Consider the following 24,255-nt stretch of genomic DNA (forward strand, 5'->3'; position numbering starts at 1 on the left):
TCCGGGATGGAGCGTTGCCGGCAGTTGGAAGGCGTGCCGCGCGAGAATCAGCCCGTGCGTTCGCCTGTGAAATCTGGCAAGGTCCCCACCCGACGCAGGGGTATGTCCGTTCGGACCGCCGCCGGACGCGCGTCCGTGCCTTGAAGCGATGCCTCATCGCCTTGGGGAGCGGCGGAAATTCGGCGGTCTTGGTAACCCGATATTTACGGGCGTACGTCACTGTGGCCGTGAGGGATGACTTTTCGGCAGACTTAAGGCATCACAGTCGGACCAGACCGACCCCGGCGCACGCCACGCAGCGCCGGGCGGCTGAACGCCGGGCCGGTGCCTAGCAACGGAAGAATGCGGAGACGCGTAGATGAAGATCCTTGTCGTCGATGACTACGCCACCATGCGGCGCATCGTGCGGAACCTCCTGACCCAGATCGGCTACACGGACATCGACGAGGCCGGCGACGGCGTCTCGGCCCTGCAGAAGCTGCGCGAGAGCAAGTTCGGCCTCATCATTTCCGATTGGAACATGGAGCCGATGACCGGCCTGCAGCTCCTCAAGGAGATCCGCGCCGACGCCAAGCTCGCCTCGACCCCGTTCATCATGGTCACCGCCGAGAGCAAGACCGAGAACGTGATCGCCGCCAAGCAGGCCGGTGTGAACAACTACATCGTCAAGCCTTTCAACGCCGATACCCTGAAGCAGAAGATCCAGGCCGTCATCGGCGGGTAAGGAGTGGTTGGGTTGGATCAGCTTCCGCAGCTTTCCGAGGAAGAGTTCGACCAGATCGAGGAAGCGATCGCCCGCACGACCAAGGGGCGAGCCTTCCTGCGCCGCTTCCACCGCCGGGCCCACGGGGCCGCGGCGGAGGAGGTGCGCAAGATGCTGCTGGAGTTCCGCAGCTCCTGGCATCAGCAGAGCGAGGTGGTGGAAGCCTCCAAGCACGTCGAGGTGCTGCGGCGCGAGCTGATGGAGATGGCTGCCTCCATCGAGCAGGCGCGGCGCGAGGTCGCAGCCCTGCGTCCGCCCGACGCCGGTGGCGACAAGATCACGTCGGCCACCAACGAGCTGGACGCCATCGTCATCTCCACCGAACGCGCGTCCTTCGAGATCCTGAACGCCGCCGAGCGGCTGATGGACCTGTCGGGCAAGCTGAAGGCGGACGGCGCCGACCCCGGCCTGTGCTCCGAGATCGAGGGGGAGGTGACCAACATCTTCACCGCCTGCTCGTTCCAGGACCTGACCGGCCAGCGCACCAGCAAGGTGGTCAACGCGCTCCGCTACATCGAGCAGCGGGTCAACGCGATGATCAACATCTGGGGCGTCGAGAAGCTCGCCGGCCTCCAGATCGCGCCTGAGAACACGGACACCCGGCCGGACTCCCATCTGCTGAACGGTCCCCAGCTCGACGGCCTCGGCGTCAGCCAGGCCGACGTGGACAGCATGTTCGACAGTCCGGCGATGGCGGCACCGCCGCCGGCTCCCGAACCGCCGCCCGCGCCGCCTCCGGCCCCCGCGGCCCAGACCGGAGCCAAGGCCAGCCAGGCGGACATCGACAGCCTGTTCGACAGCCCAGCACCGGCCCCTGCCGCTCCGGCGAAGGCCAGTCAGGCGGACATCGACAGCCTGTTCGACAGTCCGGCTCCCGCCGCGACTCCGCCGGCTTCCGCTCCGGCTCCGGCGCCCGCCGCCAAGAAGCCGGTGCCGAAGCCGGCCTCGGCGGCCAAGCCCGCCCCGAAGCCGGCCTCGGCGGCCAAGCCGGCGGCCGCCCCGCCGCCCGCGGCGGACGAGCCTCCGGCGCCGCTGGATCAGGCGGCCATCGACGCCCTGTTCGGCTGACCTCACGGTCAACAAGACGGTCCGGCGTCGGATTTGTGAAGAGTTGCCGCCGCACCAATCGGCGGGCGAATTGGGACATGCAGTTTGCTATGACGATCGTCGCCCGCCGGGCCGATGCCGGCCTTGGCGGGCAGTCCTGACCAGACGGGCCGGCGTGCGCGGATGCCCCGGACGTCCCTTCGGAAAGAGGCGCAGCCCGCATGAAGAATCTCTCGAAACCCTTCATGGCGGAGCTTCAAAAGGCCCGCCGGACCGGCAATCCCTATCAGGCGGTGGTGGATGACGCCTCCGCCCTGGCGCCGGCGCTGGCGTCGCTGCCGTCCGGCCCGGTCACGGTGGACAACAGCGACGTCATCCGCGCCATCAGCGACCTCGGCGCGAAGCTCGACCGCTTCCTGACCATGGACGCCCAGCAGATCGACCAGATCCAGGTCGAGATCGCCGACATCTCGGGCCGCATCAAGGCCACCAAGGTGGAGATGGCGGCGATCCGCCACCCGCTGGCCGGCGACGACAAGTTCGTGCAGGCGTCGCAGGAACTGAACGCCGTCGTCTCGGCGACGGAGGCCGCGACCAACACCATCATGGCCTGCGCCGAGGAGTTGGAGGAGGTCGTTCACGAGCTGAAGTCGTCGCTGCCGGAGGGCTACCACGCCGACCGCGTCAACGACATGAACGACGTGATCGTCCGCATCTACGAGGCCTGCAACTTCCAGGATCTGACCGGCCAGCGCATCACCAAGGTCGTCCGCGCCCTGTCCTTCATCGAAGAGCGCGTCGACGCGATGATGAGCCACTGGAACAAGCGCGAGTTCGAGGCGATGCCGCTGCCGCCCACCGTCACCAAGATGGACGAGACGCTGGAGCTGCACGGCCCGGCCGACCATCAGGAGATGGGCAACATCAGCCAAGCCGACATCGACGCGCTGTTCGGCTGATCGCCGTCCATTCCGGGTGTCCGTCCGCGTCATGGCGGCGAGGTTCGAAATTTGTTCGCCGAAGCGGCTTGCCGCCCCCGCGCCCCGGCGTGCTATATAGGGCCAACTTCGAAAGCATCGCGACGACCATGCCCTGCCGTTTTTCCCGTCTGCCGCTTGCGGCCCTCCTCCTGGCTTCCGTCCTGACCGCCTGCTCCTCGACCAAAACCGAGGACCAGTATGTCGAGCGTCCGGCCGAGCAGATCTACCAAGAGGCCGACGCCGCCATGCGGGAGGAGCGGTTCAAGGTGGCCGCCAAGCTCTATGACGAGGTGGAGCGCCAGCACCCCTATTCCGAATGGGCGGGCAAGGCGCAGATCATGGCGGCCTACGCCCATTACCAGGATCTGAAGTACGACGACGCGATCCTGGCGCTCGACCGCTACATCCAGCTTCATCCGGGCAGCCCCGACGTCGCCTACGCCTACTACATGCGGGCGCTGTCCTATTACGAGCAGATCACCGACGTCCGCCGCGACCAGCGCATGACCCGTCTGGCGCTCGACGCGCTGTCGGAGGTCGTGCGCCGCTTCCCGGACAGCCAGTACGCCCGCGACGCCAAGATCAAGATCGACCTGACCAATGACCATCTTGCCGGCAAGGAGATGGAGGTCGGGCGCTTCTATCTGAAGCAGGGTCAGTACACTGCCGCCATCGGCCGGTTCCGCACGGTGATTGAAAACTACCAGACCACCTCCCACGTCCCTGAGGCGCTGCACCGGTTGGTGGAGTGCTATCTGGCGCTGGGAATCACGGACGAGGCGAAGACCGCCGCCGCCGTGCTCGGCCACAACTTCCCCGGCAGCGAATGGTACACGGACAGCTACGCACTGCTGGTGGACGCCAACGTGCGTCCGGAGCGAAACGAGAAGTCCTGGATCAGCAGAGCCTGGAGCTCCCTGTTCTAGGACGATCCATGCTGGCGTCGCTGACGATCCGGGACGTCGTCCTGATCGAACGGCTGGGGCTGGGCTTCCGCAAGGGGCTGTGCGTCCTCACCGGCGAGACCGGTGCGGGCAAGTCAATCCTGCTCGACGCGCTGGGATTGGCGCTCGGTGCGCGGGCCGATTCGGGCCTCGTCCGTCACGGCGCCGATCAGGCGTCGGTGACGGCGGAGTTCGACCTGTCCGGCGACCACCCGGCGCTCGCCATCCTCAGGGAGCAGGGGCTCGACCCCGAGGAGCGGCTGGTCGTCCGCCGCACCGTCAGTGCCGACGGGCGCAGCCGCGCCTGGGTCAACGATCAGGCGGTCGGCGTCGGCCTGCTGAAGCGGCTGGGCGAGGAGCTGGTCGAGGTCCATGGCCAGTTCGACACCCACGGCCTGCTGAATCCGCAAACCCACCGCGGCGTGCTGGACGCCTACGCCGGGCTGTCCGGCCACGCTGCCCAGGTCGCCGCCGCCCACCGGGCGTGGAGGCAGGTCGAGGACGCGCGCGCCAACGCCGCCGCCGAGATCGCCCGCGCCCGCTCGGAGGAGGAGTATCTCCGCCACGCCGTGGCCGAGCTGGATGCCCTCGCCCCCAAGGCTGGCGAGGAGGAGGAACTGGCCGAGACCCGCGCCGTGCTGATGCACCGGGAAAAGCTGGTCGACGCCCTGAACGCCGCCTATGGGGAGCTGTCGGGCGACCGCGGGGTGGAGCGCGCCCTGTCCTCGGCCATCCGCACGCTGAGCCGCATCGCCGACAAGGCCGCCGGCAAGCTCGATCCGGTCATTGCCGCTCTGGACCGCGCCGCGACCGAGGCAGGGGAGGCCATTGCCGGTCTTCAGGCCGTGTCTTCCGACGTGGACATGGACCCGCAGGCACTGGAGAAGCTGGAGGAGCGGCTGTTCGCCCTGCGCGCCGCCGCCCGCAAGCACGGGGTGGACGTGGACGCGCTGGCCCCCCTGCGCAAGGACATGGCCGACCGGCTGCTGCTGATCGAGGATCAGGGCGATCTGCTGGCCCGCCTCGCCCGTGAGGCCGAGGTCGCCCGTGACGCCTACCGCAAGGCCGCCGAGTCGCTGAGCCGGGAGCGCCAGCAGGCCGCCGGGCGCCTGGACGCCGCCGTTGCCACGGAACTCGCTCCGCTGAAGCTGGAGAAGGCGAAGTTCCGCACGCTGGTCGAGCCGCTGGCCGACGAGTCGGACTGGACGGCATCGGGCATGGACCGCGTGGCCTTCCAGGTCGCCACCAACCCCGGCTCGCCCCCCGGCGCGCTGAACAAGATCGCGTCGGGCGGTGAGCTGGCGCGCTTCATGCTGGCGCTGAAGGTGGTGCTGGCCCAGACCTCGACCGTCGGCACGCTGGTGTTCGACGAGGTGGACACCGGCATCGGCGGCGCCGTCGCCGCCGCGGTGGGCGAGCGTCTGAAGACGCTCGGGCAGGGGCTTCAGGTGCTCGTGGTCACCCACAGCCCGCAGGTCGCCGCCCGCGGCTCCATCCACCTCAAGGTGCAGAAGTCGGTAAAGGGCGAGCAGGTGACGACCGGCGTGGTCGAGCTGGACGGCGACGACCGCCGCGAGGAGATCGCCCGCATGCTGTCCGGCGCCACCGTCACCGCCGAGGCCCGCGCCGCCGCCGACAGCCTGATCGCCGGACGGGGGTAATTCGGTACCGTGATCCCGGTGAGCGGATGAATGGACTTTCCCCATTCATCCGCTCGCCGGAGCGCCCGACCGGGCGCCGCGCCTAAGATGGAATTTGGCTTGGCGCGAAAAGCCTGCGTGGCGTTTGAACGCAATACGTCAAGCCAAGTCCTTGGCTTGACGGTATCAGGTCACAGCAATCGCCCGCAGCGGTCATACGGCGGCCACAGCAAAACACGCATAGTCCAGCCCTGCGCGTCCGGTAACCGGGCGCCGTTCGCCCAAGAACGAACAAGGTTGGCAAGATGTCGAACAGCTCCGCTTCCGCCGGCAACGTCGTCGTGATCGACAGTGGCCTGTCCTCCGCCTGGAACACGGGCCGGCTGGTCTACCAGCATGACTTCTACGGAAACGACAACGACGTCATGGTCGCCAACGCGAACACGCACGGCGCCCTGGTCACCGCGGAAATCCTGGAGAACGCGCCCGACGTCGGCATCATCGCGCTGAAGGTCATGCCCGACGACGGCAGCGGCGCCAGCGAGGCCAACATCGAGAAGGCCCTGCAGTGGGTCGTCGCCAACGCCGACGCCTACAACATCACGGCGGTGAACCTGTCGCTGGGCGGCGGCGCGCAGACGACCGCGGCCACCACCTCGATCTCCGACGAGCTGGCCGCTCTGGCGGCCAAGCGCGTGCTGACCGTGGCCGCCGCCGGCAACAGCGGCGACGGCGGGGTGTCGCAGAGCGTGTCCAGCTACTCGGCTGACGTGAACCAGATCTGCGTGTCGGCCTCGACCGGCGACGGCGCCTTCCCGTCCTGGGCGCAGCGCAGCCCGTCCCTGACCGACGTCTGCGCCGATGGCACCGACGTGCGGATCACCAATCTGTCGGGCGTCACCTACACGGCCAACGGCTCCTCCTTCGCCGCTCCGGCGGTCACCGCGGCGGTGGCGAAAGCGCAGCAGGCCTGGGTGGAACAGACCGGCACCCGGCTGACCCAGGACGAGTTCCTCGACCTCGCCCGCAGCACCGGCAAGGCCATGGGCACCGCCGGCTACTTCGAGCTGGACACCGATGCCCTGCTCGCCAAGATCGCCCAATCCGCTCCGGTCTCCACGGCGCAGAGCGCCACGACGATCACCGTCAACGCCTCCGGCGCCCCGGCCGGCGGGGTGAACGCCCATTTCAAGCTGCTGGTGGACGGCAAGACGGTGGGGCAGGCCACGGTGGATTCGGCGGCGAAGGACTACAGCTTCACCACGAACCTGACCGCCGACCAGGCGCACAAGGTCCAGGTCCAGTACGACAACGACGGCTTCGTGAACGGCCAGGACCGCAACCTGTTCGTCAACAAGGTCACCATCAACGGCACCGCCCACAGCCCGACCGCCGCCAACGTCACCTATGACAAGGGCGCTCTCGACGGCAAGGACGTGGTGAAGGGCCAGTCCTCCATGTGGTGGGGCGGCACGCTGGTGGTCGATGCTCCGGCCAAGGATTTCCCAGTCCAGACGGCGCCCGCCAACACGACCATCACGGTCAACGCCTCCGGTGCTGCGGCGGGCGGGGTGAACGCCCACTTCAACCTGCTGGTCGACGGCCACAAGGTCGGCGAGGGCGTGGCCGGCACGGCGGCCAAGGACTTCACCTTCGCCACCAACCTGACCGCCGATCAGGCGCACAAGGTCCAGGTCCAGTACGACAACGACGCCGTGGTGAACGGGCAGGACCGCTCGCTGTTCGTCAACAAGGTCACCATCAACGGCCACGCCGTCGCCCCCACGGCGTCGAACGTCACCTACGACAAGGGCGCGCTCGACGGGAAGGATGTGGTCAAGGGGCAGGCCGGCCTGTGGTGGAGCGGCACGCTGGTCGTCGACGCCGACAAGTCCTGGTTCCCCTCCGCCACCGGGACGGGGGCCGTGGCGTCGGCCCTCTCCCACTCCACAGACGGCGAGGACACCGTGTGGCAGCATCTCGTCGCGCAGGGGCTGGAGGCGGCCCCATCGCATGGGGATCATGCGGCGTCGCTGTACGAGGCCGTGCCGTCGATGGACGGCTACGCCCACGCCGCGGCTCTGGCGGAGCATCACCCCGACCCGCTGCATCCGCTCGACATGGTTTGAGGGCGGTCGCCTCTTCACGAAGGTCCGCTCCGCTTCGTCCTTTCCGGAGGTGTTCGGCCGGTGCGCGCCTTCGCGGGCGCCGGCGGCACCGCTGCCGATCGAGGAGGAGCGATGCCCAGGGAAAAATTCATCGGGAACGACAGCCATCACGACATGGCGTGCCATGTCTTCGCCCTGTCCGGCGATCCCGAGACGGCCGTCGAAATCAACACACGCTACGCCAGGCTGGGCGATCTTCTCTACGGGGTGGAGGACGTCCCGGTCGACGACAACGTCGCCAATGGGCTGACGGCGGTCACCAACAACGACATCTGGAAATGTCCGGGACCCGATCAGCCTGCGGCGCAGGTCGCGCCGTCCAGCCTGATTCTGTTGTGCCGGGAGTTCGGCTTCGCACCGCAGGAAGGCAGCGGCATCCGTCTGTGGGGTCGCTTTCTTCCGGGGCAGGTGCTGCCGCAGCACATGTATGTGACCACGCCCAACGGCATGATCTGGGACACCATGCCGGAAATGCCCGTCTACCGCCGCATCGACAAGGACGGACGGAATCCGGGGGCCGAGGGTGACGGACCCGACGGGCAGGACATCATGCTGGCCCCCGACGAGGTCTTCAGCATCGAGGTGGCGTCCCTGGCCCCGAAAACGTTGGAGGTCATCGAAACCCCCAACGGCCAGTGGGAAAAGGACGTCGAGGACGCCGACGCGGGTCAGGGCGGGCTGAACGGGCTTGGAGCCGGCGGCGATTTCATCGGCGACGAGGACGAGAACGCCCTGGGCGATTCCTGATCCCCGACGGCTTGCCGTCTCCGATTTCCGCCTCCGATCCCCGCGCCCCCTATCCCCCTGCCGATGGTCCGGTCACGCCGCCACGCGCAGGGACATCATGTGTGACAGGAACTTGTCCAGCGCGGCGCGCAGCTCCTCCGCCGTCCCGGTCAGCCGGGCGGTGGTGTGGAAGGCGTCCTCGACCGACGTCATGACCGACCGCGCGCCGTCGGCGAGGTGCCCGGCCTCGTCGGACATGCGTTCCGCGGACTGGCTGGCCTCGTGGATGTTCTGGGCGATTTCCCGGGTCGCCTCGTTCTGCTGGCCCATGATGGACAGCACGTCCTGCGAATGGGCGCGCAACGCCCCGACCACCGTGCCGATCCCGGCGATTTCGTCGCGGGTCCGCCCGGTCGCGCCGTCGATTTCCTGAAGCAGGCGGGTGATGTCCTCCGTCGCTCCGGCGGTCTGCTTGGCGAGCACCTTCACCTCCGCCGCCACCACGGAAAAGCCGCGCCCGGCCTCGCCGGCGCGGGCCGCTTCGATGGTGGCGTTCAAAGCCAGAAGGTTGGTCTGGTTGGCGATGGCGTTGATCAGCTTCAGCGTCCCGCCGATCCGCCCGGCGATGCCGGCCAGCGCGGTGACCGCGTCGGTGGAGCGCTGGGTGGCGGCCTGGGCCTCGTTGACGATGGAGAAGGCGCTTTCCATGCGCGACACCACGCTGTGGTTGGTGGCGGTCAACTCCTCGGCGGCGGCGGCGATGGCCCGGGCGTTGCTGGCGGTGCCGGACACCGCGCCGGTCAGATGCTCCGTGCGCACGCCGGTGTCCTGGGCAATGCCGCGCACCGCGCCGGTCGCCGCGTTGACCGCCGCCGCCGACTGTCCGACGGTCTCGATGGCGCCCTGCACCGTGTCCCGGAAATTCTCCGCCAGCTCGACCAGCATCCGGTTGGTCATGGTCGTCACGGCGGTGCTGTAGGCGTCGAAGGACAGGTCGAGATCGAGGAAGATCGCGGTTTCCACCGCCCCCATGATCTTCATGGCGCGCGGCGCGTCGCGGCGGTGCCGCTCGCCGATCAGACCGCCCAGCCGCCCCATGACCAGCCGGTAGGCTCCGAAATACCAGCGCGGGTGCAGGCCGATGCGGTAATGCGCCTGGCCCACCGCCTTCACGCGCGTCAGGTAGACGTCGTCGAAGCTCCCGGAAAACAGGTGTCGCCAGTGGTTGACCTGGGCTTCCTTCAACCGCTCGACGGATTTTCCATCCAGGATCTTCCGGAGTTCGGGAATGGCGAGAAGGTGGTCGTAGAAGTCTTTGAGAATGACGGGCAGGTGAGGCTCGGCGATGCTCCAGGCTTCCTTCAGAAGCGGTGCCGTCTCGCCGCCAATGCGCAGAAAGGAGAGGCGTTCCTGAATGCCGCCTTGGTTGCCGCCTTGATTGCCATTGTCCATGGTGTTCGTCTCTTTGTTCTTGGTTGGCAAGCGTTGAACTGCGGCGGGACCGGGGCTCCTCCCGGCTGATCGCCGCCCGGCTATCACCATGCAGGCATCATGGACATGACAATTTTAACGATTGGTTTCACACTCTATTGCAGCTCTGTAAAATATTAAACTTATCCAATTGTGAGAGATGAAAAGAGAAAATCACGGAAACAACATAATTTCAGACACCAACGCCTTGATGGCGGTCATAGGAAGTAAGGCGACAGATCAAGTCTCTGAAAAATTTCGCAAAGATGTGGCGCGCCAGAGCCGCTCTGCCCTCTGGAGGTTCTCTGTCGGAACGTTTTAATACTCCGGTATGCGACAACCGGGCGCAGGCCTATGCCGGTCTCAGGCGGCGCGCTTCCAGGGCTGCCAGCCGCCCAGGCGAAGCCCGACCGCGATGCCCGTGAAGGGAATGCGCAACTCCAGGTCGCGGGGCTGGAAGAAGGTCAGGCGCTCCGGTGCGCCGGTAGGGCCGTATTCCAGGCGGGCGCCCTTCGGCTCCTCGGCGAACTCGTCGCTCATCACCTGCCAGATCTCGAGGTCGTCGCCGTGGTTGGAGATCTTGTACTGGCCGCAGCGCCAGACCGGGGATTCGCCCACGCCGCCCTCGACCACCGTCTTGTCGCCGTCCATCTTCACGTCGCCCACGCCGGCGGCGCGGCCCGACATGGACGGTCCCTGGCTTTCCGCGCGGAAGCCCAGCCGCAGCCAGGGGGAGCGGGTGCGCGGGATCATCCGGCGCAGCAGGCGCGCGTCCTCCGTCGCGAAATGGTCGGGATCGTCGTACAGGATGCGGTCAAGCGCCGCGGCGATGACGAATCGATCGTCGATGGTCAGGCTGCCTGCAGTCAGGCTGCCGGCGGTCGCACGGCTGGTCGGCTCGGTCATACAGCACATCCGTTCACGGGCGCCGGCTCATCATACACACAACCCTCGCGCCCCCGCAGCTTTCTAGGTCTGCTCAATCTCGGCGGTTTCAAGGTTGGTGCGCACGGGGTCGAATGCCAGACCGGCTCAAGGCCGGACTCCACGGCACGCCCCCGCGGCGCTATGCTGCGCGCCCGGCGGCGCCCGCCGATCCAGCGCCGTCCTCATGAGAAGGCACCGAAGAGACCCGCCATGAACGACCTGTTCGATACCCCCGCCGCGCTCCGCAGCATCCCCGTGGAGGAGCTGACGGTGGAGCAGGCGCAGGCGGAACTGGCCGCGCTGGCCCAGGAGATCGCCCACCACGACCGGCTCTATCACCAGCAGGACAAGCCGGAGATTTCCGACGCCGCCTACGATGCGTTGGTCCGCCGCAACAACGGGATCGAGGCGCGCTATCCGGAGCTGCGCCGGGCCGATTCGCCGTCGCTGCGTGTCGGGGCCGCCCCGTCGTCGGCCTTCCGCAAGGTGCGGCACGCGCTGCCCATGCTGTCGCTCGGCAACGCCTTCGAGCCGGAGGAGGCGCACGAATTCGTCGCCCGCGTCCGCCGCTTCCTCGGCCTGTCCGACGACGCCCCGCTGGAGTTCGTGGCCGAGCCGAAGATCGACGGGCTGTCCTGCTCGCTGCGCTACGAGAACGGCCGGCTGGTCCTGGCCGCCACCCGCGGCGACGGGACGGAGGGGGAGGATGTGACCGCCAACGTCCGCACCATCCGCGACGTGCCGCAAACCCTGGAGGCGCCGTTTCCCGCGGTGCTGGAGGTGCGCGGCGAGGTCTACATGAACCGCGACGACTTCTTGGGCATGAACCGTGCCTATGCGGAGCGGGGGGAGGACCTGTTCGCCAACCCGCGCAACGCCGCCGCCGGGTCGCTGCGCCAGAAGGACTCGAAGATCACCGCGTCGCGCCCGCTCTGCTTCTTCGGCTACGCGCTGGGCGAGCTGTCGGAGCCGATCGCCGACACCCAATGGGGCATCCGCGAGCGGCTGCGCGGCTGGGGCTTCTCGCTGAACCGCCCGGCCAACCTGTGCGACGGCGCCGAGGCGCTGCTGACCCATTACCGCAAGATCGGCGAGGAGCGCTCGGCGCTGCCCTTCGACATCGACGGGGTGGTCTACAAGGTCAACAGCCTGGAGCTTCAGCAGCGGCTGGGCTTCGTCAGCCGGGCGCCGCGCTGGGCCATCGCCCACAAGTTCCCGGCGGAACAGGCGCAGACCCGGCTGAAGGGCATCACCATCCAGGTCGGCCGCACCGGCGCCCTGACTCCGGTGGCGGAACTGGAGGACATCACCGTCGGCGGCGTGGTGGTCAGCCGGGCCACCCTGCACAACGAGGACGAGATCGCCCGCAAGGACGTCCGGATCGGCGATCTGGTGACCGTCCAGCGCGCCGGCGACGTGATCCCGCAGATCGTCGGGGTGGTGGAGGGGCAGCGCCCCGACGACGCTGTGCCCTACGTCTTCCCCGACCATTGCCCGGTCTGCGGCAGCCTCGCCGTGCGCGAGCCGGACGAGGCGGTGCGCCGCTGCACCGGCGGGCTGATCTGCGCCGCCCAGGCCAAGGAGCGGCTGCGCCATTTCGTGTCGCGCAACGCCTTCGACATCGAAGGGCTGGGCGAGAAGACCATCGAGGAGTTCTGGGAGGACGGGCTGATCCGCTCCCCGGTGGACATCTTTACGCTGGAGCGCCGGGTGGCGGCGGGGGAGATCGCCATCCTCGGCCGTCCGGGCTGGAAGGAGAAGTCGGTCGAGAACCTGTTCGCCGCCATCAACCAGCGGCGCGAGCGCATCGACCTGCACCGCTTCATCTTCGCGCTGGGCATCCGCCACATCGGCGAGGTGACGGCCAAGTCGCTGGCCCGCCAGTACGGCTCGATCGACGGCTGGCTGGAGGGGATGGAGCGCGCCGTCGCCAACATGCCGGGGGAGGCATGGCGCGACCTGCACGCGCTGAGCGGGCTCGGCCCGGTAAAGGCCGACGCTCTGCTCGCCTGGTTCGCCGACCCGGAGAACCTGCCGAAGCTGGACTTCTACGCCGGCCAGGAGGCGCTGCGGCTGGACAGCGTCATCAAGCTGCTGGGCATCAAGAAGGTGGACAGCCGCGCCGCCCAGGCTCTGGCCGAGCGCTACGGCGCGCTGGCGGACTGGAAGGCGGCGATGCTCGCCGCCGTGGCCGCGCAGCCCGGCCCCGGCTGGGGCGAGCTGGCCGCCATCCCGGACGTGGGCGAGGTCGCCGCGGAGGAATTGGCCGGCTTCTTCCAGGAGGAGCGCAACCGCGCCATCATCGATGACCTGCGCGCCGCGGGCGTGCGGGTGGCCGATGCCGAGCGCCCGAAGGCGGCCAGCGGCTCCCCGGTCGCCGGCAAGACGGTGGTCTTCACCGGCACGCTGGAGACCATGACCCGCACCGAGGCCAAGACCCGCGCGGAGTCGCTGGGCGCCAAGGTCGCCGGCTCGGTCTCGGCCAAGACCGACTACGTCATCTGCGGGGCGGACGCGGGCAGCAAGGCCGCCAAGGCACGCGACCTGGGCGTGACCATCCTCAGCGAGCAGGAGTGGGCCGAGCTGATCGCCGGCTGACCGGGGCTGAAAGGGAGGGGCGGCGCGGCTGTGTGCCGCGTTGACGCCCCTCGCCGCCAGTTCCATAAAGGGTCAAGCACCATAAGAAGAATGAGACGGGGGATCGCTATGGACTCCATTCAATGGTCGCGCTGGATGAGCGTCGGCATCGAAGAACTCGATGACGACCACCGCGTTCTCGTGGACATCGTCAACAAGCTGGGTGCGGACGAAAACCGCGCCTCTCCTGACGTCGTCGAAGCGATCCTCGACGAACTGATCCACTACACCAAGGATCATTTCGCACGCGAAGAAGCGCACATGGCGCAGGCCAATTACCCGACCTTCGCCGCGCACAAGGCCTTGCACGACACCCTGACGCGCAATGTGGAATCCTACCGCGAGCGCTTCCACGCCCAGCGCGACACCATCACGGGCGACGCGGTGTTCGAATTCTGCGCCGACTGGCTGGGCCAGCACATCCTGAAGGAAGACACCCGTTTCGGCGCCTACGCCGCGGAGCAGTGAATTGTTTCATTTCCCCTCTCCCGAGGCAGGAGAGGGGACTTCGACGGCGTCAACTCAGACGAAGTCTCAAAAACACCATATAAAATATTGATATAATTCAATATCTCTGCAATTCCGGGAAAAGGGCGCAGAAATCATGTCCTTCCACTCCCGGAAGGGGAGGGGAGTGCGTGCGCGACTCGCCTCGCGCGAATCCGAGAGGGGAGGGGGGTGCGCAAAACGAAAATGCCCTCCCCGGAAGGGGAGGGCAGGGGCAACGCGGCGCTGTAAGGTGCGTATCAGGCGACGGCCAGCCGCTCGGTCGCGTGCCAGACGGCACCCGGCAGCGCCGTGCTCGGCGGGGTTTCGTAGCACCAGGCACTGGCGTCGGCGAACAGCGCGTGCAGGAGCTGGTTGTTCAGGGCGTGGCCGGACCGGACGCCGTGGAAGTGACCGACGAACATCGCGCCGGCCAGATAGAGGTCGCCGACCGCGTCCAGGATCTTGTGGCGCACGAACTCGTCGTCGAAGCGCAGGCCGCCTTCGTTCATCACCTCGTCACCGGAGATGACCACCGCATTGTCCAGCGAACCGCCGCGGGCGAGGCCCATCTTGCGCAGCCCCTCGACCTCGTGCAGGAAGCCGAAGGTGCGGGCGGCGCTGATCTCGTCGCGGAAGGTCTCGGCGTCCAGCTCCACCTCGTGGCTCTGCTGGGCGATGGCCTTGCTGGCGAAGTCGATCTCGAAGCTGAAGCCCGTCGTGTGGTCCGGCGTGAAGGTGGCGCTCTTGTTGCCCTCGGTCACGGTGACCGTCTTCAGGATGCGGATGGCCCGGCGCGGCGCGTTCTGCGACACGGTGCCGACACGCTCGATGGCCTCCACGAAGGGGGCGGCGCTGCCGTCCATGATCGGCACCTCGATGTTGTCCAGCGCGACCACGGCGTTGTCCACGCCGCAGCCGGCCAGCGCCGACATCAGATGCTCGATGGTGCCGATGGTGGTGCCGTGGGCGTTGCCGATGACCGTGCACAGCTTGGTGTCGACGACATGATCCCAGCGCGCCGGGATCACCGCGGCGGGGCCGCTGAGATCGGTGCGGCGGAAGACGATGCCGGTGTTCGGCTCGGCCGGGGAAATCGTCAGGGTGACCGTCGCGCCCGTATGCAGCCCGACGCCCGAGCAACGCACCGGCTTCGCCAGGGTACGCTGCAGCATGCCTTCGGTCTTGATGCGATTCTGAGCCACGGTGTCTGTCCCGTTTCAATCTTGGTCTTGTGCGGCCGGTCCGCGAAGTGCCGCCGGTCTCCGTTGGGAGGGGGCGGGTCAGCGCTTATGACCGCATATGCTAGGTATCATTGGCCCCTATGGAGGACAAATCACTCTTTGTTACCGTTTGTTGCAGGGCGGTAGAGCACCGTCGCCGGACGCGAAACGGGCATCCCCCAGACACGAAAAGACCGCCCCCGGAGCGCTCTTGCGAAGCTCTGGAGGCGGTTGAAGTCAAACAGGTTGTGGATGCCCGCCGATGCCGCTTCGAAAGAGGCGGCGGCGACCGGCGGGTTGCTGTTGCCCTCAGATCAATTGGGCCAGCCTCTGTGACGCGTCAGTTGGCCTGACGGCGCAGGAAGGCGGGGATGTCCAGCGCTTCCTCGTCGATCTTCTGGGTGGTGCCGTCGCCCATCGCCTGCGGGCGCGGGGCCTGGGCCATCGGCGGTTGCGGGGCGGCCATCGGCGGCTGCGGCATCACCGGCTGCTGGTGCTGCGGCTGATGATGCTGCTGGGGCTGATGGTGATGCTGCGGCTGGTGCTGCGGGGCCGGCTGCGGCGCCGGGTCGGCCTTGCGGCCGGCCAGACCGGTGACCAGACCGAACAGGAAGTTCGGCTTGCGGGCCGGCGGCTCCGCCTGGGGGGCGTGGCTCGCCATCGGCGGGGCGTTCATCGGCTGGCGCGGGCCGGGGTCGGCGGCCTTCGGGGCGATGAAGTGGCCATCGCGGCGCTCGCTGTGCAGCGGGCCGGTGGCGACGTTGGGGGCCGGAGCGGACTCCACCGGCTGCATGGCGTCATGGCTCATCGGCATGTGCGGGTGGGGCGCATGCTGCGGAGCGTGCTGGACCATCGGGTCCATGGGCTGCTGGACCGGTTGCGGCGCCGGCTGCTGCGGAACGTGCTGCTGGAACTCCGACGGGTGCGGCGGCTGAACCTGGGGCTGCGCGACTCCGCCCATCGGGCGCGGGGCCAGACCGGCGCCGGGGATCGCCGGGGCGACCTGACCGGGGGAGGCGAGCGGCGCCGGGGCGGCCTGGGTCAGGCCGGTCGCGCCGGCGGGCTTCTTGGCGCCGGCGTTGCCGCCGTTGCGGTCGGAGACCAGCGACAGGTTGACCGGGTGCAGGGTGCGCGGGTTGGACATGGCCGCGGCGTCGATGCCGGTGGCGACCACCGACACGCGCATCACGCCGTCCAGCGAGCTGTCGAAGGTCGAGCCGAAGATGATGTTGGCGTCCGGATCGACCTCGTCGCGGACGCGGTTCGCCGCCTCGTCGACCTCGAACAGGGTCATGTCGTAGCCGCCGGTGATGTTGATGAGGACGCCGCGGGCACCCTTCATCGACACGTCGTCGAGCAGCGGGTTGGAGATGGCGGCCTCGGCGGCCTCGATGGCGCGGCGCTCGCCGCCGGCCTCGCCGGTGCCCATCATCGCCTTGCCCATCTCGGTCATCACCGAGCGGATGTCGGCGAAGTCCAGGTTGATGAGGCCGGGCATCACCATCAGGTCGGTCACGCCGCGCACGCCGGAATGCAGAACGTCGTCGGCCATCTTGAAGGCGTCCGCGAAGGTCGTCTTCTCATTGGCGATGCGGAACAGGTTCTGGTTCGGGATGATGATCAGCGTGTCGACATACTGCTGCAGCTCGGCGATGCCGGATTCGGCCAGCCGCATGCGGTGCGCGCCCTCGAAATGGAAGGGCTTGGTCACCACGCCGACGGTCAGCAGGCCGCGCTCGCGGGCCGCGCGGGCGATGACCGGGGCCGCACCCGTGCCGGTGCCGCCGCCCATGCCGGCGGTGATGAACACCATGTTGGCGCCTTCGAGGTGACCGATGATCTCCTCGAGCTGCTCCTCGGCGGAGGCCCGGCCGACGTCCGGCTTGGAGCCGGCGCCCAGGCCGCGGGTCATGGTGGTGCCGAGCTGGACGCGCTTCTCGCAGAGCGAGCCCTTGAGGGCCTGCGCGTCGGTGTTGCCGACCACGAAGTCCACGCCTTCGAGGTTGGACTTAATCATGTTGTTCACAGCGTTGCCGCCGGCGCCGCCGACACCGAAGACGGTGATGCGGGGCTTCAGCTCGGGTTCGATGCTGGGGATGGTCACGTTGATCATGTTATGGCCTCCACAACCTTTTGATTGGTTCGATGCTTTGCGTCGCGGGTTCTTGCCCGGTTGGTTCCGGGGTGGATTTGTATGGCAGGAATGGCACGGCGTGCCGGGAGCCTTTTTGGGTTCGGTTCAAAGGTTCTCCCGCAGCCACAGGCCGACGCGCCCGAAGAACCCCGTGCCGGCGCCAGCCTCATGGCCCGCCACGGGAAGTTCCGCCGGATTGCGCACGGCGTGGAGAAGGAGGCCCGCGGCGGTCGAATAGGACGGACCGCCTTGCGCCTCGTTCAGACCGGTGATCCGCGTCGGTCGCCCGATGCGGACCTGTTTGTCCAGGATCAGCTGCGCCAGTTCGCGCATGCCCGGAAGCTGGCTGGCGCCGCCCGTCAGGACGACGCGCCGGCCGACCAGCTTCGCGTAGCCGGAATGCTCCAGCCGCGAGCGGACATGCTCGAAGATTTCCTCCAGCCGTGGCTGGATGATGCGCACCAGATAGGATTTCGGCAGGTTGTTGGCGCCGAGGCGCTCCTCCTCGCCGACCTGGGGGACGTCGATCATCTCGCGCTCGTCGGCGGGGCTGGTGATGGCGCTGCCGTGCAGCGTCTTCATGCGCTCCGCATGGACGACCGGCGTGGTCAGCCCGCGCGCGATGTCGTTGGTGACGTGGTTGCCGCCCAGCCGGATGCAGTCCGACCAGACCAGCGTGCCTTCGGAGAAGACCGAGATCGTCGTGGTGCCGCCGCCCATGTCGATGCAGGCCGAGCCCATCTCCATCTCGTCATCGACCAGACAGGCGAGGCCGGACGCGTAGGGGCTGGCGACCAGACCCTCGATGTCGAGGTGGCAGCGGGCCACGCAGGTCTGCAGGTTGCGCACGGCCCCGGCGGGCGAGGTGATGACGTGGGCCTGGACGCCCAGCCGCTCGCCGTACATGCCCTTGGGATCGCGGATGCCGCGGCTGCCGTCGAGCGCGAAGCCGACGGGGATCGCGTGGACCAGCGCCTGGTCCGGGCCGACCTGCAGGCTGCGGGCGTGGGCCAGTGCGCGGCGGACGTCGCTCTCCGTCACCTCCTGGCCGGAAACGGGGACCTCGGCGTTGAAACCGTGGGAGATCGGGGACGACACGTTGACGATCACGTCGCGGATCGTCTCGTTGGCCATCTGCTCGGCGGCGTGGACGGCGGCGCCGATGGAGGTCTCCGCCGCCTCCATGTCGATGATGGCGCCGGCGCGAACCCCCGTGGCGATCTGGTGGCCGATCCCCACGATGCGCACGGCCCCCGCATCCTCGACGCGGGCGATGAGGCAGCACACCTTGGTCGAGCCGACGTCCAGCGCGGCGATGATCCCGCCGCGGGTGGCTCGTTTTGGCTTTTTCGCCCCGTTGAAGCCCATGTTCAGCACAACCCTATGGCCTCGATGCGTCCGGTCGTCCGCGTTTCAGAAAGAGGGGTTCAGGAAAAGGGATGAGGGAGGATCACGTCTTCTTGCCCGGCTTCTTCTTGTTCTCCTCCTCCGTCCAGGGCAGGACGGCGGTGGCGGAGGTCTGCAGCACGGCGCGGTCGTTCTGGCGCAGGTCGATGGCCACGATGTCGCGGTCCAGGACCTGACCCGTCGCGTCCATCTCCGCCAACTGGCGCAGCGCGGACGGCATGCGGGCTTCCGGAAGCTTCACCACGACACCGTTCTTCAGCTTGAGATCCCAGCGGCGGTCGCCGACCCAGGAGGCGGCGCTCACCTTTTCGCGCAGCGCCGGCACGTTGTCGAGGGCCGCGAGCAGCTTCGGCACCTGCATCGGCGCGTTGGCGCCGACGACCTGCGGCAGCGTCTCGATCCGCCGGTTGCCGCGGCGCGCCAGCTCGGTCGCGTCGGCCAGCGGGCGGCCTTCGCGGTCGATGACGGTGAACTTGCGGTCGTGCTGCCAGATCGCCATCGGCTGCCGTTCGGTCAGGCGGACGAACAGGATGCCGGGCAGGTGGCGCTCGATGGAGGCCGAGGCCACCCAGGGCAGGCTTTCCAGCTTCTCCTTGGCATCGGACAGCGTGATGGCGAGGATCGGGTCGCCGCGCTGCACGCCGAGCACGCGCAGGATGGAGGCCGGGTCGGTCTCCGTCCGGCCCTCGACCAGCACATCGGCGATGGCGAAGCCGGCGGACGCGCTGGTCTGGATCAGGCTTTCCTGAAGCGCCGCCGTGGTCTCGGCGAAGGTGCCGCGCTGCCACGCCGACACGGCCATGCCGGCGACGACCAGGACGGGCGTCAGCAGGATGGCCGCCTTGACCGCGGGACGGGTCCAGCGCGGCCAGGCGCGGCGGCGGTTGCCTTTCTGCGCCGACTTCGCCATGGCGCGCGGCGGCACGGGCATGTCCTCGCGGCCCCGGTTCGCAGAGCCCCCGAAGCCGGCGCGGAACTGCGGATCGATGCTCAGTCGAGTTGACATGCGGCGTTCTCCACCATCCAAGCGACGAGAGCCCCGTAGGAGAGCCCCACGGCAGCGGCCTGTTCGGGAACCAGCGACAGCGGCGTCATGCCCGGCTGGTTGTTGATTTCCAGGAAAAAGAGTCCGTCGGTCCCACTTTTACGATCATCCCAGCGGAAGTCGCTGCGCGAAACGCCGCGGCACCCCAGGGTCCGGTGGGCCAGGACCGCCAACCTCTTGGCTTCTTCCGCGACGTGGTCGGGAATCTGCGCGGGCACAGTATGAACGGCATGGCCCGCGCTGTATTTAGCCGTGTAGTCATACACCTGTGCTTCGAAGCGGATCTCCGTCACGGTCAGGGGGCGGCACTCGCCGTCCAGCCCGCCCATGACGCCCACGGTCAACTCGCGGCCCGGGATGAACTCCTCGACCAGGGCGCGCTCGCCGAAGGTCCAGGCGTCGCCGACCGGGCTGTTCTGCCCCTCGCGCACCAGCGTGACCCCGACCGTCGAACCCTCGTCCACCGGCTTGACGATGTAGGGGGCGGGCATCGGGTGGGCGCCGCCGGTCAGCTCGCCCTTGGTCAGGACGAGGCCCTTGGGCGAGCGCACGCCGACCGGGGCGAGCAGCGCCTTCGTCATCGCCTTGTCCATGGCGACGGCGGCGGCGCGCACGCCGGAATGGGTGTAGGGAATGCCGAGGAATTCCAGCACGCCCTGGATGGTCCCGTCCTCGCCGCCGCGCCCGTGCAGGGCGTTGAACACCGCGTCGGGGCGCGGATCGGTCAGCGCGCGCAGCAACCCCTCCAGGTCGCGCTGCACGTCCACCGCGGTGACGCGGTAGCCTTCCTCCTCCAGCGCCTTGGCGACGCCGGCGCCGCTGACCAGCGACACCTCGCGCTCCGCCGACCAGCCGCCCATCAGGACGGCGACATGCTTCTTGTGGGGGGTGGTCATGCGGACGCTCCTTCGCGGGCCACGCCGACCCGCTTGATTTCCCACTCCAGCGTGACGCCGGAGGTCTCGAACACCCGGCGCCGGACCTCTTCGCCCAGCGCCTCCAGCTCCGCCGCGGTGGCGGTGCCCTGGTTGATGAGGAAGTTGCAGTGCTTCTCCGACACCTGCGCGCCGCCGACGGTCAGCCCGCGGCAGCCGGCCTGGTCGATCAGCTCCCACGCCTTGTGGCCGGGCGGGTTCTTGAAGGTCGAGCCGCCGGTGCGCGAGCGGACCGGCTGGGTGTCGGCGCGCTTGCCGGAAATCTCCGCCATGCGCTGCGCGATCTCCGCCGGGTCGCCGACCGTGCCGCGCAGGGTGGCGCCGGTGAAGATGACGTCCTCCGGCACTCCGGCGTGGCGGTAGGTGAAGCCCATGCCGGCGTTGTCGTAGGACACGCGTTCGCCACGGCGGGTCACGCCCTGGGCGGAGACCAGCACGTCCTTGATTTCGTGGCCGTAGGCGCCGCCGTTCATGCGCAGCGCGCCGCCGATGGTGCCGGGAATGCCCGACAGGAACTCCAGCCCGGCGACGCCGGCGTCGCGCGCCACGGCGGCGACGTTCAGGTCGAGCGCCGCGGCGCCGGCCTCCAGAGTCAGCCCGTCCGCCGCGATGCCGGCGAAGCCGCGGCCCAGCCGGATCACCACGCCAGGAATGCCGCCGTCGCGGATCAGCAGGTTGGACGCGACGCCCAGCACCGTCACTGGCACGTCGTCCGGCAGTCCGGCCAGGAAGCCCGCCAGATCATCGGCGTCCTCCGGCCGGAACATGACCTCCGCCGGACCGCCGACACGGAACCACGTCACGTTGGCCAGCGGCGCCGCGGCGGTCAGCCGTCCGCGGCAGGCGGGCATCCGGTCGATGAGGGAGGCGGTGGTGGCTGTCATCGGAGAACCCGTCACGCCTTGCCCGACAGCTTGTCCAGTTCACCCGGCAGGGCGTTGGCCCACTGGGTGATGTTGCCGGCGCCCAGGCAGACCACGAGGTCGCCGGACCGCGCGATCTCGCGGACCAGCTGCGGCAGCTCGTCCGGGCCGTGCAGGGCGAGCACCTGACGGTGGCCGTGCATGCGCAGGCCCTCGACGAGGCTGTCGCGGTTGACGTTCTCGATCGGCTGCTCCCCGGCGGCGTAGACGTCGGCCACGATCACCGCGTCGGCGTCGTTGAAGCAGGTGCAGAACTCCTCGAACAGGTTGGCGAGGCGCGAATAGCGGTGCGGCTGCACGACGGCGATGGTGCGGCCGGTGCCGGCGGTGCGCGCGGCCTTCAGAACGGCGGCGATCTCCACCGGGTGGTGGCCGTAATCGTCGATGACGGTGATGCCGTTCGACTCGCCGGTCTTGGTGAAGCGGCGCTTGACACCCTGGAACTTCGCCATGCTGTCGCGCATCACCACGTCGGGCAGGCCCATCTCGTTGCCCACGGCGAAGCAGGCCAGCGAGTTCTGGACGTTGTGCGGCCCGTACATCGGCAGGCGCACGCCGATGATCGTCCGGCTCTCCCCGGTGTGGCGGTCGTCGATCACCACGTCGTACTCGGCCCCCTCGGTGCCCAGCCGCATGTTCACGGCGCGCACGTCGGCCTGCGGGCTGAAGCCGTAGGTGATGATGCGGCGGTCCGACACGCGCGGGATCATCGCCTGCACCTCCGGATGGTCGATGCAGAGCGCGGCGAAGCCATAGAAGGGGATGTTCTGGACGAAGCTGTCGAAGGCGGCCCGCATGTTGTCGAAGGTGCCGTAATAGTCCAGATGCTCCGGGTCCATGTTGGTGACCACGGCGATGCAGGCCGGCAGCTTGATGAAGGTGCCGTCGCTCTCGTCCGCCTCGACGACCATCCAGTCACCGGAGCCGAGCCGCGTGTTGGTGCCGTAGGCGTTGATGATGCCGCCGTTGATCACCGTGGGGTCGAGGTTGGCGTGCTCCAGCATATTGCCGACCATCGAGGTCGTCGTGGTCTTGCCGTGGGTGCCGCCGATGGCGATGGCCCATTTCAGGCGCATCAGCTCACCCAGCATCTCGGCGCGGCGGACGACCGGGACCAGGGCGGCGCGGGCGGCGACGACCTCCGGGTTGTCGCGCTTGACGGCGGAGGAGACGACGACGACCGCGGCCCCGGCGATGTTCTCCGCGCGGTGGCCGATGCTGATCTGGATGCCCAGCCCGCGCAGGCGCTTGACGTTGGCGCTCTCCGCCAGGTCGGAGCCCTGGACGGTGTAGCCGAGGTTGCGCAGCACTTCGGCGATGCCGCTCATGCCGATGCCGCCGATGCCGACGAAATGGATGGTGCCGATCGAGAGGGGGAGGGCGCGCATGTCTGGATTACTTTCCGCGGCGGAGCATCAGGCTGAGGGTGGCGTCCACGGCCATGTCGGACAGGCCGTAGGGAAGGGGCTGGGAACCGATCGTGACGTGCAGCCGGTCGCGCAGGAAGCCGGCGCCGGCGCGCGGCAGCAGCGGGCAGTCGGGCCGGTTGCCCCAGGCGCCTTCGGTCCGCGTCATGGCCGCCGGCCAATCGCCCAGGGGCCGGGACAAGGGGGGCCGGGACGAGCGGGGGCGTGCGATGGTGCTGCGCGTTGCCTTGTTCATTCCGCGGCTTCCTTGGTTCGGGCGTGGTTGGGGTTGGCGATCATGTCGAGCACGGCGTCGGCCAGCCGGCGCGCGGCGTCGGCCATGCCCCAGCCGTGGGCGGCCTGCGCCGCTGCGGTCAGCGCGTCGGGCGACTCCAGCAGCGCCGTCAGGCGGGCGGCGAGCGCGTCGGCGGTGAAGTCCGGCTGCGCCATCACCCAGGCGGCCCCGGCGGCGGCGAGCTGCCGCGCGTTGGCCGTCTGGTGGTCGTCCATGGCATGGGGATATGGCACAAGAATGGCCGGGCGCCCGATGCAGGTCAGTTCGGCGATGGTCGAGGCGCCGGCCCGCGTGATGGCGAGATGGCAGGCGGCCAGCCGGTCCGGCACGTCGCGGAAGAAGCTCTCCAGCTCCAGCCCGCCGAGACCCATGCCGGCGTAAGCGTTGCGGGCGGCCTCCAGGTCCTCGGGCCGGCACTGCTGCGCCAGATGAATGCGGGCGCGCAGTTCGGTGGGCAGGCGGCCCAGCGCTTCGGGGATGACCTCTGAGAAGACGCGCGCGCCCTGGCTGCCGCCCATCACCAGGATGCGGACGGGGCCGCCGGCGCCGGGAACGGCGTAGGCGGCGTCGCGCTGGGCGGCGATGGCGGGGCGGACCGGGTTGCCGGTGCGGACGAGGCGCGGCCGGTGCTCCTCCTTTACCGAGGCGACCTCGGGGAAAGCGACGGCGATGCGGCGGGCGGCGGCGGCGAGCATCCGGTTGGCGCGGCCGAGCACGGCGTTCTGCTCGTGCAGCATCACCGGCACGCGGCCCTGCGCGGCGGCGTAGACCGTGGGGACGGAGGGGTAGCCGCCGAAGCCGACGACCGCCGCCGGCTTCAGGTGGCGCATCAGCGCGTTGGCGCCGAGCAGGCCGAGGCCCATCTGCCACGCCGCGTTCACCTTGGCCAGCAGGTTGCCGCCGGGGGCGGCGGAGCGGATGCGGTGGACCGTCACCTCCGGCAGGCTGTCGCCGAAGGCTTGGCCGCGCTTGTCGGTGACCAGCGCCACCGCCTCGCCGCGGGCCAGCAGCTCGCGCGCCAGCGCTTCCGCCGGGAAGAAGTGCCCGCCGGTGCCGCCGGCGGCGAGGATGATGGGGCGTTGCGTGGTGTCGGCCATCG

The 24,255-nt window shown here is 68.8% G+C and carries 20 protein-coding genes; 9 read left to right on the forward strand and 11 right to left on the reverse strand.

Going from position 1 to position 24,255, the window contains the following annotated elements; translation table 11 throughout:
- Positions 1–358 precede the first annotated feature (358 nt).
- From ABAZ39_RS02660 to ABAZ39_RS02690, 7 genes are all read left to right on the forward strand, one after another.
- Complete coding sequence (locus tag ABAZ39_RS02660) at positions 359–724, forward strand: chemotaxis response regulator CheY (protein WP_014241240.1); 366 nt, start codon at positions 359–361, stop codon at positions 722–724.
- Positions 725–727: 3 nt separating this feature from the next.
- On the forward strand, positions 728–1,831 hold the full coding sequence (locus tag ABAZ39_RS37455) for a protein phosphatase CheZ (protein WP_038526471.1): 1,104 nt from the start codon (positions 728–730) through the stop codon (positions 1,829–1,831).
- A 200-nt stretch (positions 1,832–2,031) separates the two neighbouring features.
- The gene (locus ABAZ39_RS02670) at positions 2,032–2,769 is read left to right on the forward strand and encodes a protein phosphatase CheZ (RefSeq protein WP_038526475.1); all 738 of its coding nucleotides are present in this window, start codon (positions 2,032–2,034) and stop codon (positions 2,767–2,769) included.
- A 128-nt stretch (positions 2,770–2,897) separates the two neighbouring features.
- Positions 2,898–3,716, forward strand: a complete 819-nt coding sequence (locus ABAZ39_RS02675; RefSeq protein ID WP_038526478.1) for an outer membrane protein assembly factor BamD — start codon at positions 2,898–2,900, stop codon at positions 3,714–3,716.
- 8 nt (positions 3,717–3,724) lie between these two features.
- Positions 3,725–5,395: a DNA repair protein RecN gene (gene recN, locus ABAZ39_RS02680; RefSeq protein ID WP_014241236.1), complete on the forward strand. Its 1,671-nt coding sequence runs from the start codon at positions 3,725–3,727 to the stop codon at positions 5,393–5,395.
- A gap of 284 nt (positions 5,396–5,679) precedes the next feature.
- Entirely contained in the window at positions 5,680–7,503 is a 1,824-nt protein-coding gene (locus ABAZ39_RS36705; protein WP_051657764.1) for a carbohydrate-binding domain-containing protein, read from the forward strand.
- A 111-nt stretch (positions 7,504–7,614) separates the two neighbouring features.
- Entirely contained in the window at positions 7,615–8,289 is a 675-nt protein-coding gene (locus ABAZ39_RS02690; RefSeq protein ID WP_038526481.1) for a hypothetical protein, read from the forward strand.
- Positions 8,290–8,361: 72 nt separating this feature from the next.
- On the opposite strand, the gene ABAZ39_RS02695 is transcribed toward ABAZ39_RS02690, so the two are convergent.
- Positions 8,362–9,720: a globin-coupled sensor protein gene (locus ABAZ39_RS02695; RefSeq protein WP_160174794.1), complete on the reverse strand. Its 1,359-nt coding sequence runs from the start codon at positions 9,718–9,720 to the stop codon at positions 8,362–8,364.
- Between the two features lie 381 nt (positions 9,721–10,101).
- Positions 10,102–10,644 carry a hypothetical protein gene (locus ABAZ39_RS02700; protein WP_038526488.1) on the reverse strand — a complete coding sequence of 181 codons (543 nt, stop codon included), beginning with the start codon at positions 10,642–10,644 and terminating at the stop codon, positions 10,102–10,104.
- Positions 10,645–10,875: 231 nt separating this feature from the next.
- Between ABAZ39_RS02700 and ligA the strand changes: the two genes are divergently transcribed.
- Positions 10,876–13,263: an NAD-dependent DNA ligase LigA gene (ligA, locus tag ABAZ39_RS02705; protein WP_038526491.1), complete on the forward strand. Its 2,388-nt coding sequence runs from the start codon at positions 10,876–10,878 to the stop codon at positions 13,261–13,263.
- A 108-nt stretch (positions 13,264–13,371) separates the two neighbouring features.
- The gene (locus tag ABAZ39_RS02710; RefSeq protein WP_038526494.1) at positions 13,372–13,770 is read left to right on the forward strand and encodes a bacteriohemerythrin; all 399 of its coding nucleotides are present in this window, start codon (positions 13,372–13,374) and stop codon (positions 13,768–13,770) included.
- A gap of 278 nt (positions 13,771–14,048) precedes the next feature.
- On the opposite strand, the gene lpxC is transcribed toward ABAZ39_RS02710, so the two are convergent.
- The 9 genes from lpxC to murG all read right to left on the reverse strand — a co-directional run bounded on the left by lpxC (position 14,049) and on the right by murG (position 24,253).
- The gene (lpxC, locus tag ABAZ39_RS02715) at positions 14,049–14,993 is read right to left on the reverse strand and encodes a UDP-3-O-acyl-N-acetylglucosamine deacetylase (RefSeq protein WP_051657765.1); all 945 of its coding nucleotides are present in this window, start codon (positions 14,991–14,993) and stop codon (positions 14,049–14,051) included.
- 358 nt (positions 14,994–15,351) lie between these two features.
- A complete protein-coding gene (ftsZ, locus tag ABAZ39_RS02720) occupies positions 15,352–17,124 on the reverse strand; it encodes a cell division protein FtsZ (protein WP_038526497.1) in 1,773 nt (590 codons plus the stop codon).
- A gap of 126 nt (positions 17,125–17,250) precedes the next feature.
- Positions 17,251–18,513 carry a cell division protein FtsA gene (gene ftsA, locus ABAZ39_RS02725; RefSeq protein WP_038530575.1) on the reverse strand — a complete coding sequence of 421 codons (1,263 nt, stop codon included), beginning with the start codon at positions 18,511–18,513 and terminating at the stop codon, positions 17,251–17,253.
- An 82-nt stretch (positions 18,514–18,595) separates the two neighbouring features.
- Positions 18,596–19,558 carry a cell division protein FtsQ/DivIB gene (locus ABAZ39_RS02730; protein ID WP_038526500.1) on the reverse strand — a complete coding sequence of 321 codons (963 nt, stop codon included), beginning with the start codon at positions 19,556–19,558 and terminating at the stop codon, positions 18,596–18,598.
- Positions 19,543–20,493 (reverse strand): D-alanine--D-alanine ligase, encoded by a 951-nt coding sequence (locus tag ABAZ39_RS02735; RefSeq protein WP_038526503.1) that lies wholly within the window; start codon positions 20,491–20,493, stop codon positions 19,543–19,545. Before ABAZ39_RS02735 ends, ABAZ39_RS02730 begins: the two co-directional genes overlap by 16 nt.
- On the reverse strand, positions 20,490–21,416 hold the full coding sequence (gene murB, locus ABAZ39_RS02740) for a UDP-N-acetylmuramate dehydrogenase (RefSeq protein ID WP_038526505.1): 927 nt from the start codon (positions 21,414–21,416) through the stop codon (positions 20,490–20,492). Before murB ends, ABAZ39_RS02735 begins: the two co-directional genes overlap by 4 nt.
- An 11-nt stretch (positions 21,417–21,427) precedes the next feature.
- Complete coding sequence (gene murC, locus ABAZ39_RS02745; RefSeq protein WP_014241223.1) at positions 21,428–22,843, reverse strand: UDP-N-acetylmuramate--L-alanine ligase; 1,416 nt, start codon at positions 22,841–22,843, stop codon at positions 21,428–21,430.
- A gap of 7 nt (positions 22,844–22,850) precedes the next feature.
- Complete coding sequence (locus tag ABAZ39_RS02750) at positions 22,851–23,117, reverse strand: hypothetical protein (protein ID WP_014241222.1); 267 nt, start codon at positions 23,115–23,117, stop codon at positions 22,851–22,853.
- Positions 23,114–24,253 (reverse strand): undecaprenyldiphospho-muramoylpentapeptide beta-N-acetylglucosaminyltransferase, encoded by a 1,140-nt coding sequence (murG, locus tag ABAZ39_RS02755; protein ID WP_038526508.1) that lies wholly within the window; start codon positions 24,251–24,253, stop codon positions 23,114–23,116. The genes ABAZ39_RS02750 and murG overlap by 4 nt, the downstream gene beginning before the upstream one ends.
- Between the last annotated feature and the right edge of the window lie 2 nt (positions 24,254–24,255).

The sequence above is a fragment of the Azospirillum argentinense genome, assembly GCF_000632475.1.
Classification (GTDB): domain Bacteria; phylum Pseudomonadota; class Alphaproteobacteria; order Azospirillales; family Azospirillaceae; genus Azospirillum; species Azospirillum baldaniorum.

Excerpts from the sequence above, each read along its gene's own strand:
- murC (WP_014241223.1), bottom strand. The coding sequence starts at position 22,843 with ATGCGCGCCCTCCCCCTCTCGATCGGCACCATCCATTTCGTCGGCATC.
- ligA (WP_038526491.1), top strand. The coding sequence starts at position 10,876 with ATGAACGACCTGTTCGATACCCCCGCCGCGCTCCGCAGCATCCCCGTG.
- ABAZ39_RS02675 (WP_038526478.1), top strand. The coding sequence starts at position 2,898 with ATGCCCTGCCGTTTTTCCCGTCTGCCGCTTGCGGCCCTCCTCCTGGCT.
- murB (WP_038526505.1), bottom strand. The coding sequence starts at position 21,416 with ATGACAGCCACCACCGCCTCCCTCATCGACCGGATGCCCGCCTGCCGC.
- ABAZ39_RS02660 (WP_014241240.1), top strand. The coding sequence starts at position 359 with ATGAAGATCCTTGTCGTCGATGACTACGCCACCATGCGGCGCATCGTG.
- ABAZ39_RS02730 (WP_038526500.1), bottom strand. The coding sequence starts at position 19,558 with ATGTCAACTCGACTGAGCATCGATCCGCAGTTCCGCGCCGGCTTCGGG.
- ftsZ (WP_038526497.1), bottom strand. The coding sequence starts at position 17,124 with ATGATCAACGTGACCATCCCCAGCATCGAACCCGAGCTGAAGCCCCGC.
- ABAZ39_RS02700 (WP_038526488.1), bottom strand. The coding sequence starts at position 10,644 with ATGACCGAGCCGACCAGCCGTGCGACCGCCGGCAGCCTGACTGCAGGC.
- ABAZ39_RS02695 (WP_160174794.1), bottom strand. The coding sequence starts at position 9,720 with ATGGACAATGGCAATCAAGGCGGCAACCAAGGCGGCATTCAGGAACGC.
- recN (WP_014241236.1), top strand. The coding sequence starts at position 3,725 with ATGCTGGCGTCGCTGACGATCCGGGACGTCGTCCTGATCGAACGGCTG.
- ABAZ39_RS02670 (WP_038526475.1), top strand. The coding sequence starts at position 2,032 with ATGAAGAATCTCTCGAAACCCTTCATGGCGGAGCTTCAAAAGGCCCGC.
- murG (WP_038526508.1), bottom strand. The coding sequence starts at position 24,253 with ATGGCCGACACCACGCAACGCCCCATCATCCTCGCCGCCGGCGGCACC.
- ftsA (WP_038530575.1), bottom strand. The coding sequence starts at position 18,513 with ATGGGCTTCAACGGGGCGAAAAAGCCAAAACGAGCCACCCGCGGCGGG.
- ABAZ39_RS02735 (WP_038526503.1), bottom strand. The coding sequence starts at position 20,493 with ATGACCACCCCCCACAAGAAGCATGTCGCCGTCCTGATGGGCGGCTGG.
- ABAZ39_RS02690 (WP_038526481.1), top strand. The coding sequence starts at position 7,615 with ATGCCCAGGGAAAAATTCATCGGGAACGACAGCCATCACGACATGGCG.
- ABAZ39_RS02710 (WP_038526494.1), top strand. The coding sequence starts at position 13,372 with ATGGACTCCATTCAATGGTCGCGCTGGATGAGCGTCGGCATCGAAGAA.
- ABAZ39_RS02750 (WP_014241222.1), bottom strand. The coding sequence starts at position 23,117 with ATGAACAAGGCAACGCGCAGCACCATCGCACGCCCCCGCTCGTCCCGG.
- ABAZ39_RS36705 (WP_051657764.1), top strand. The coding sequence starts at position 5,680 with ATGTCGAACAGCTCCGCTTCCGCCGGCAACGTCGTCGTGATCGACAGT.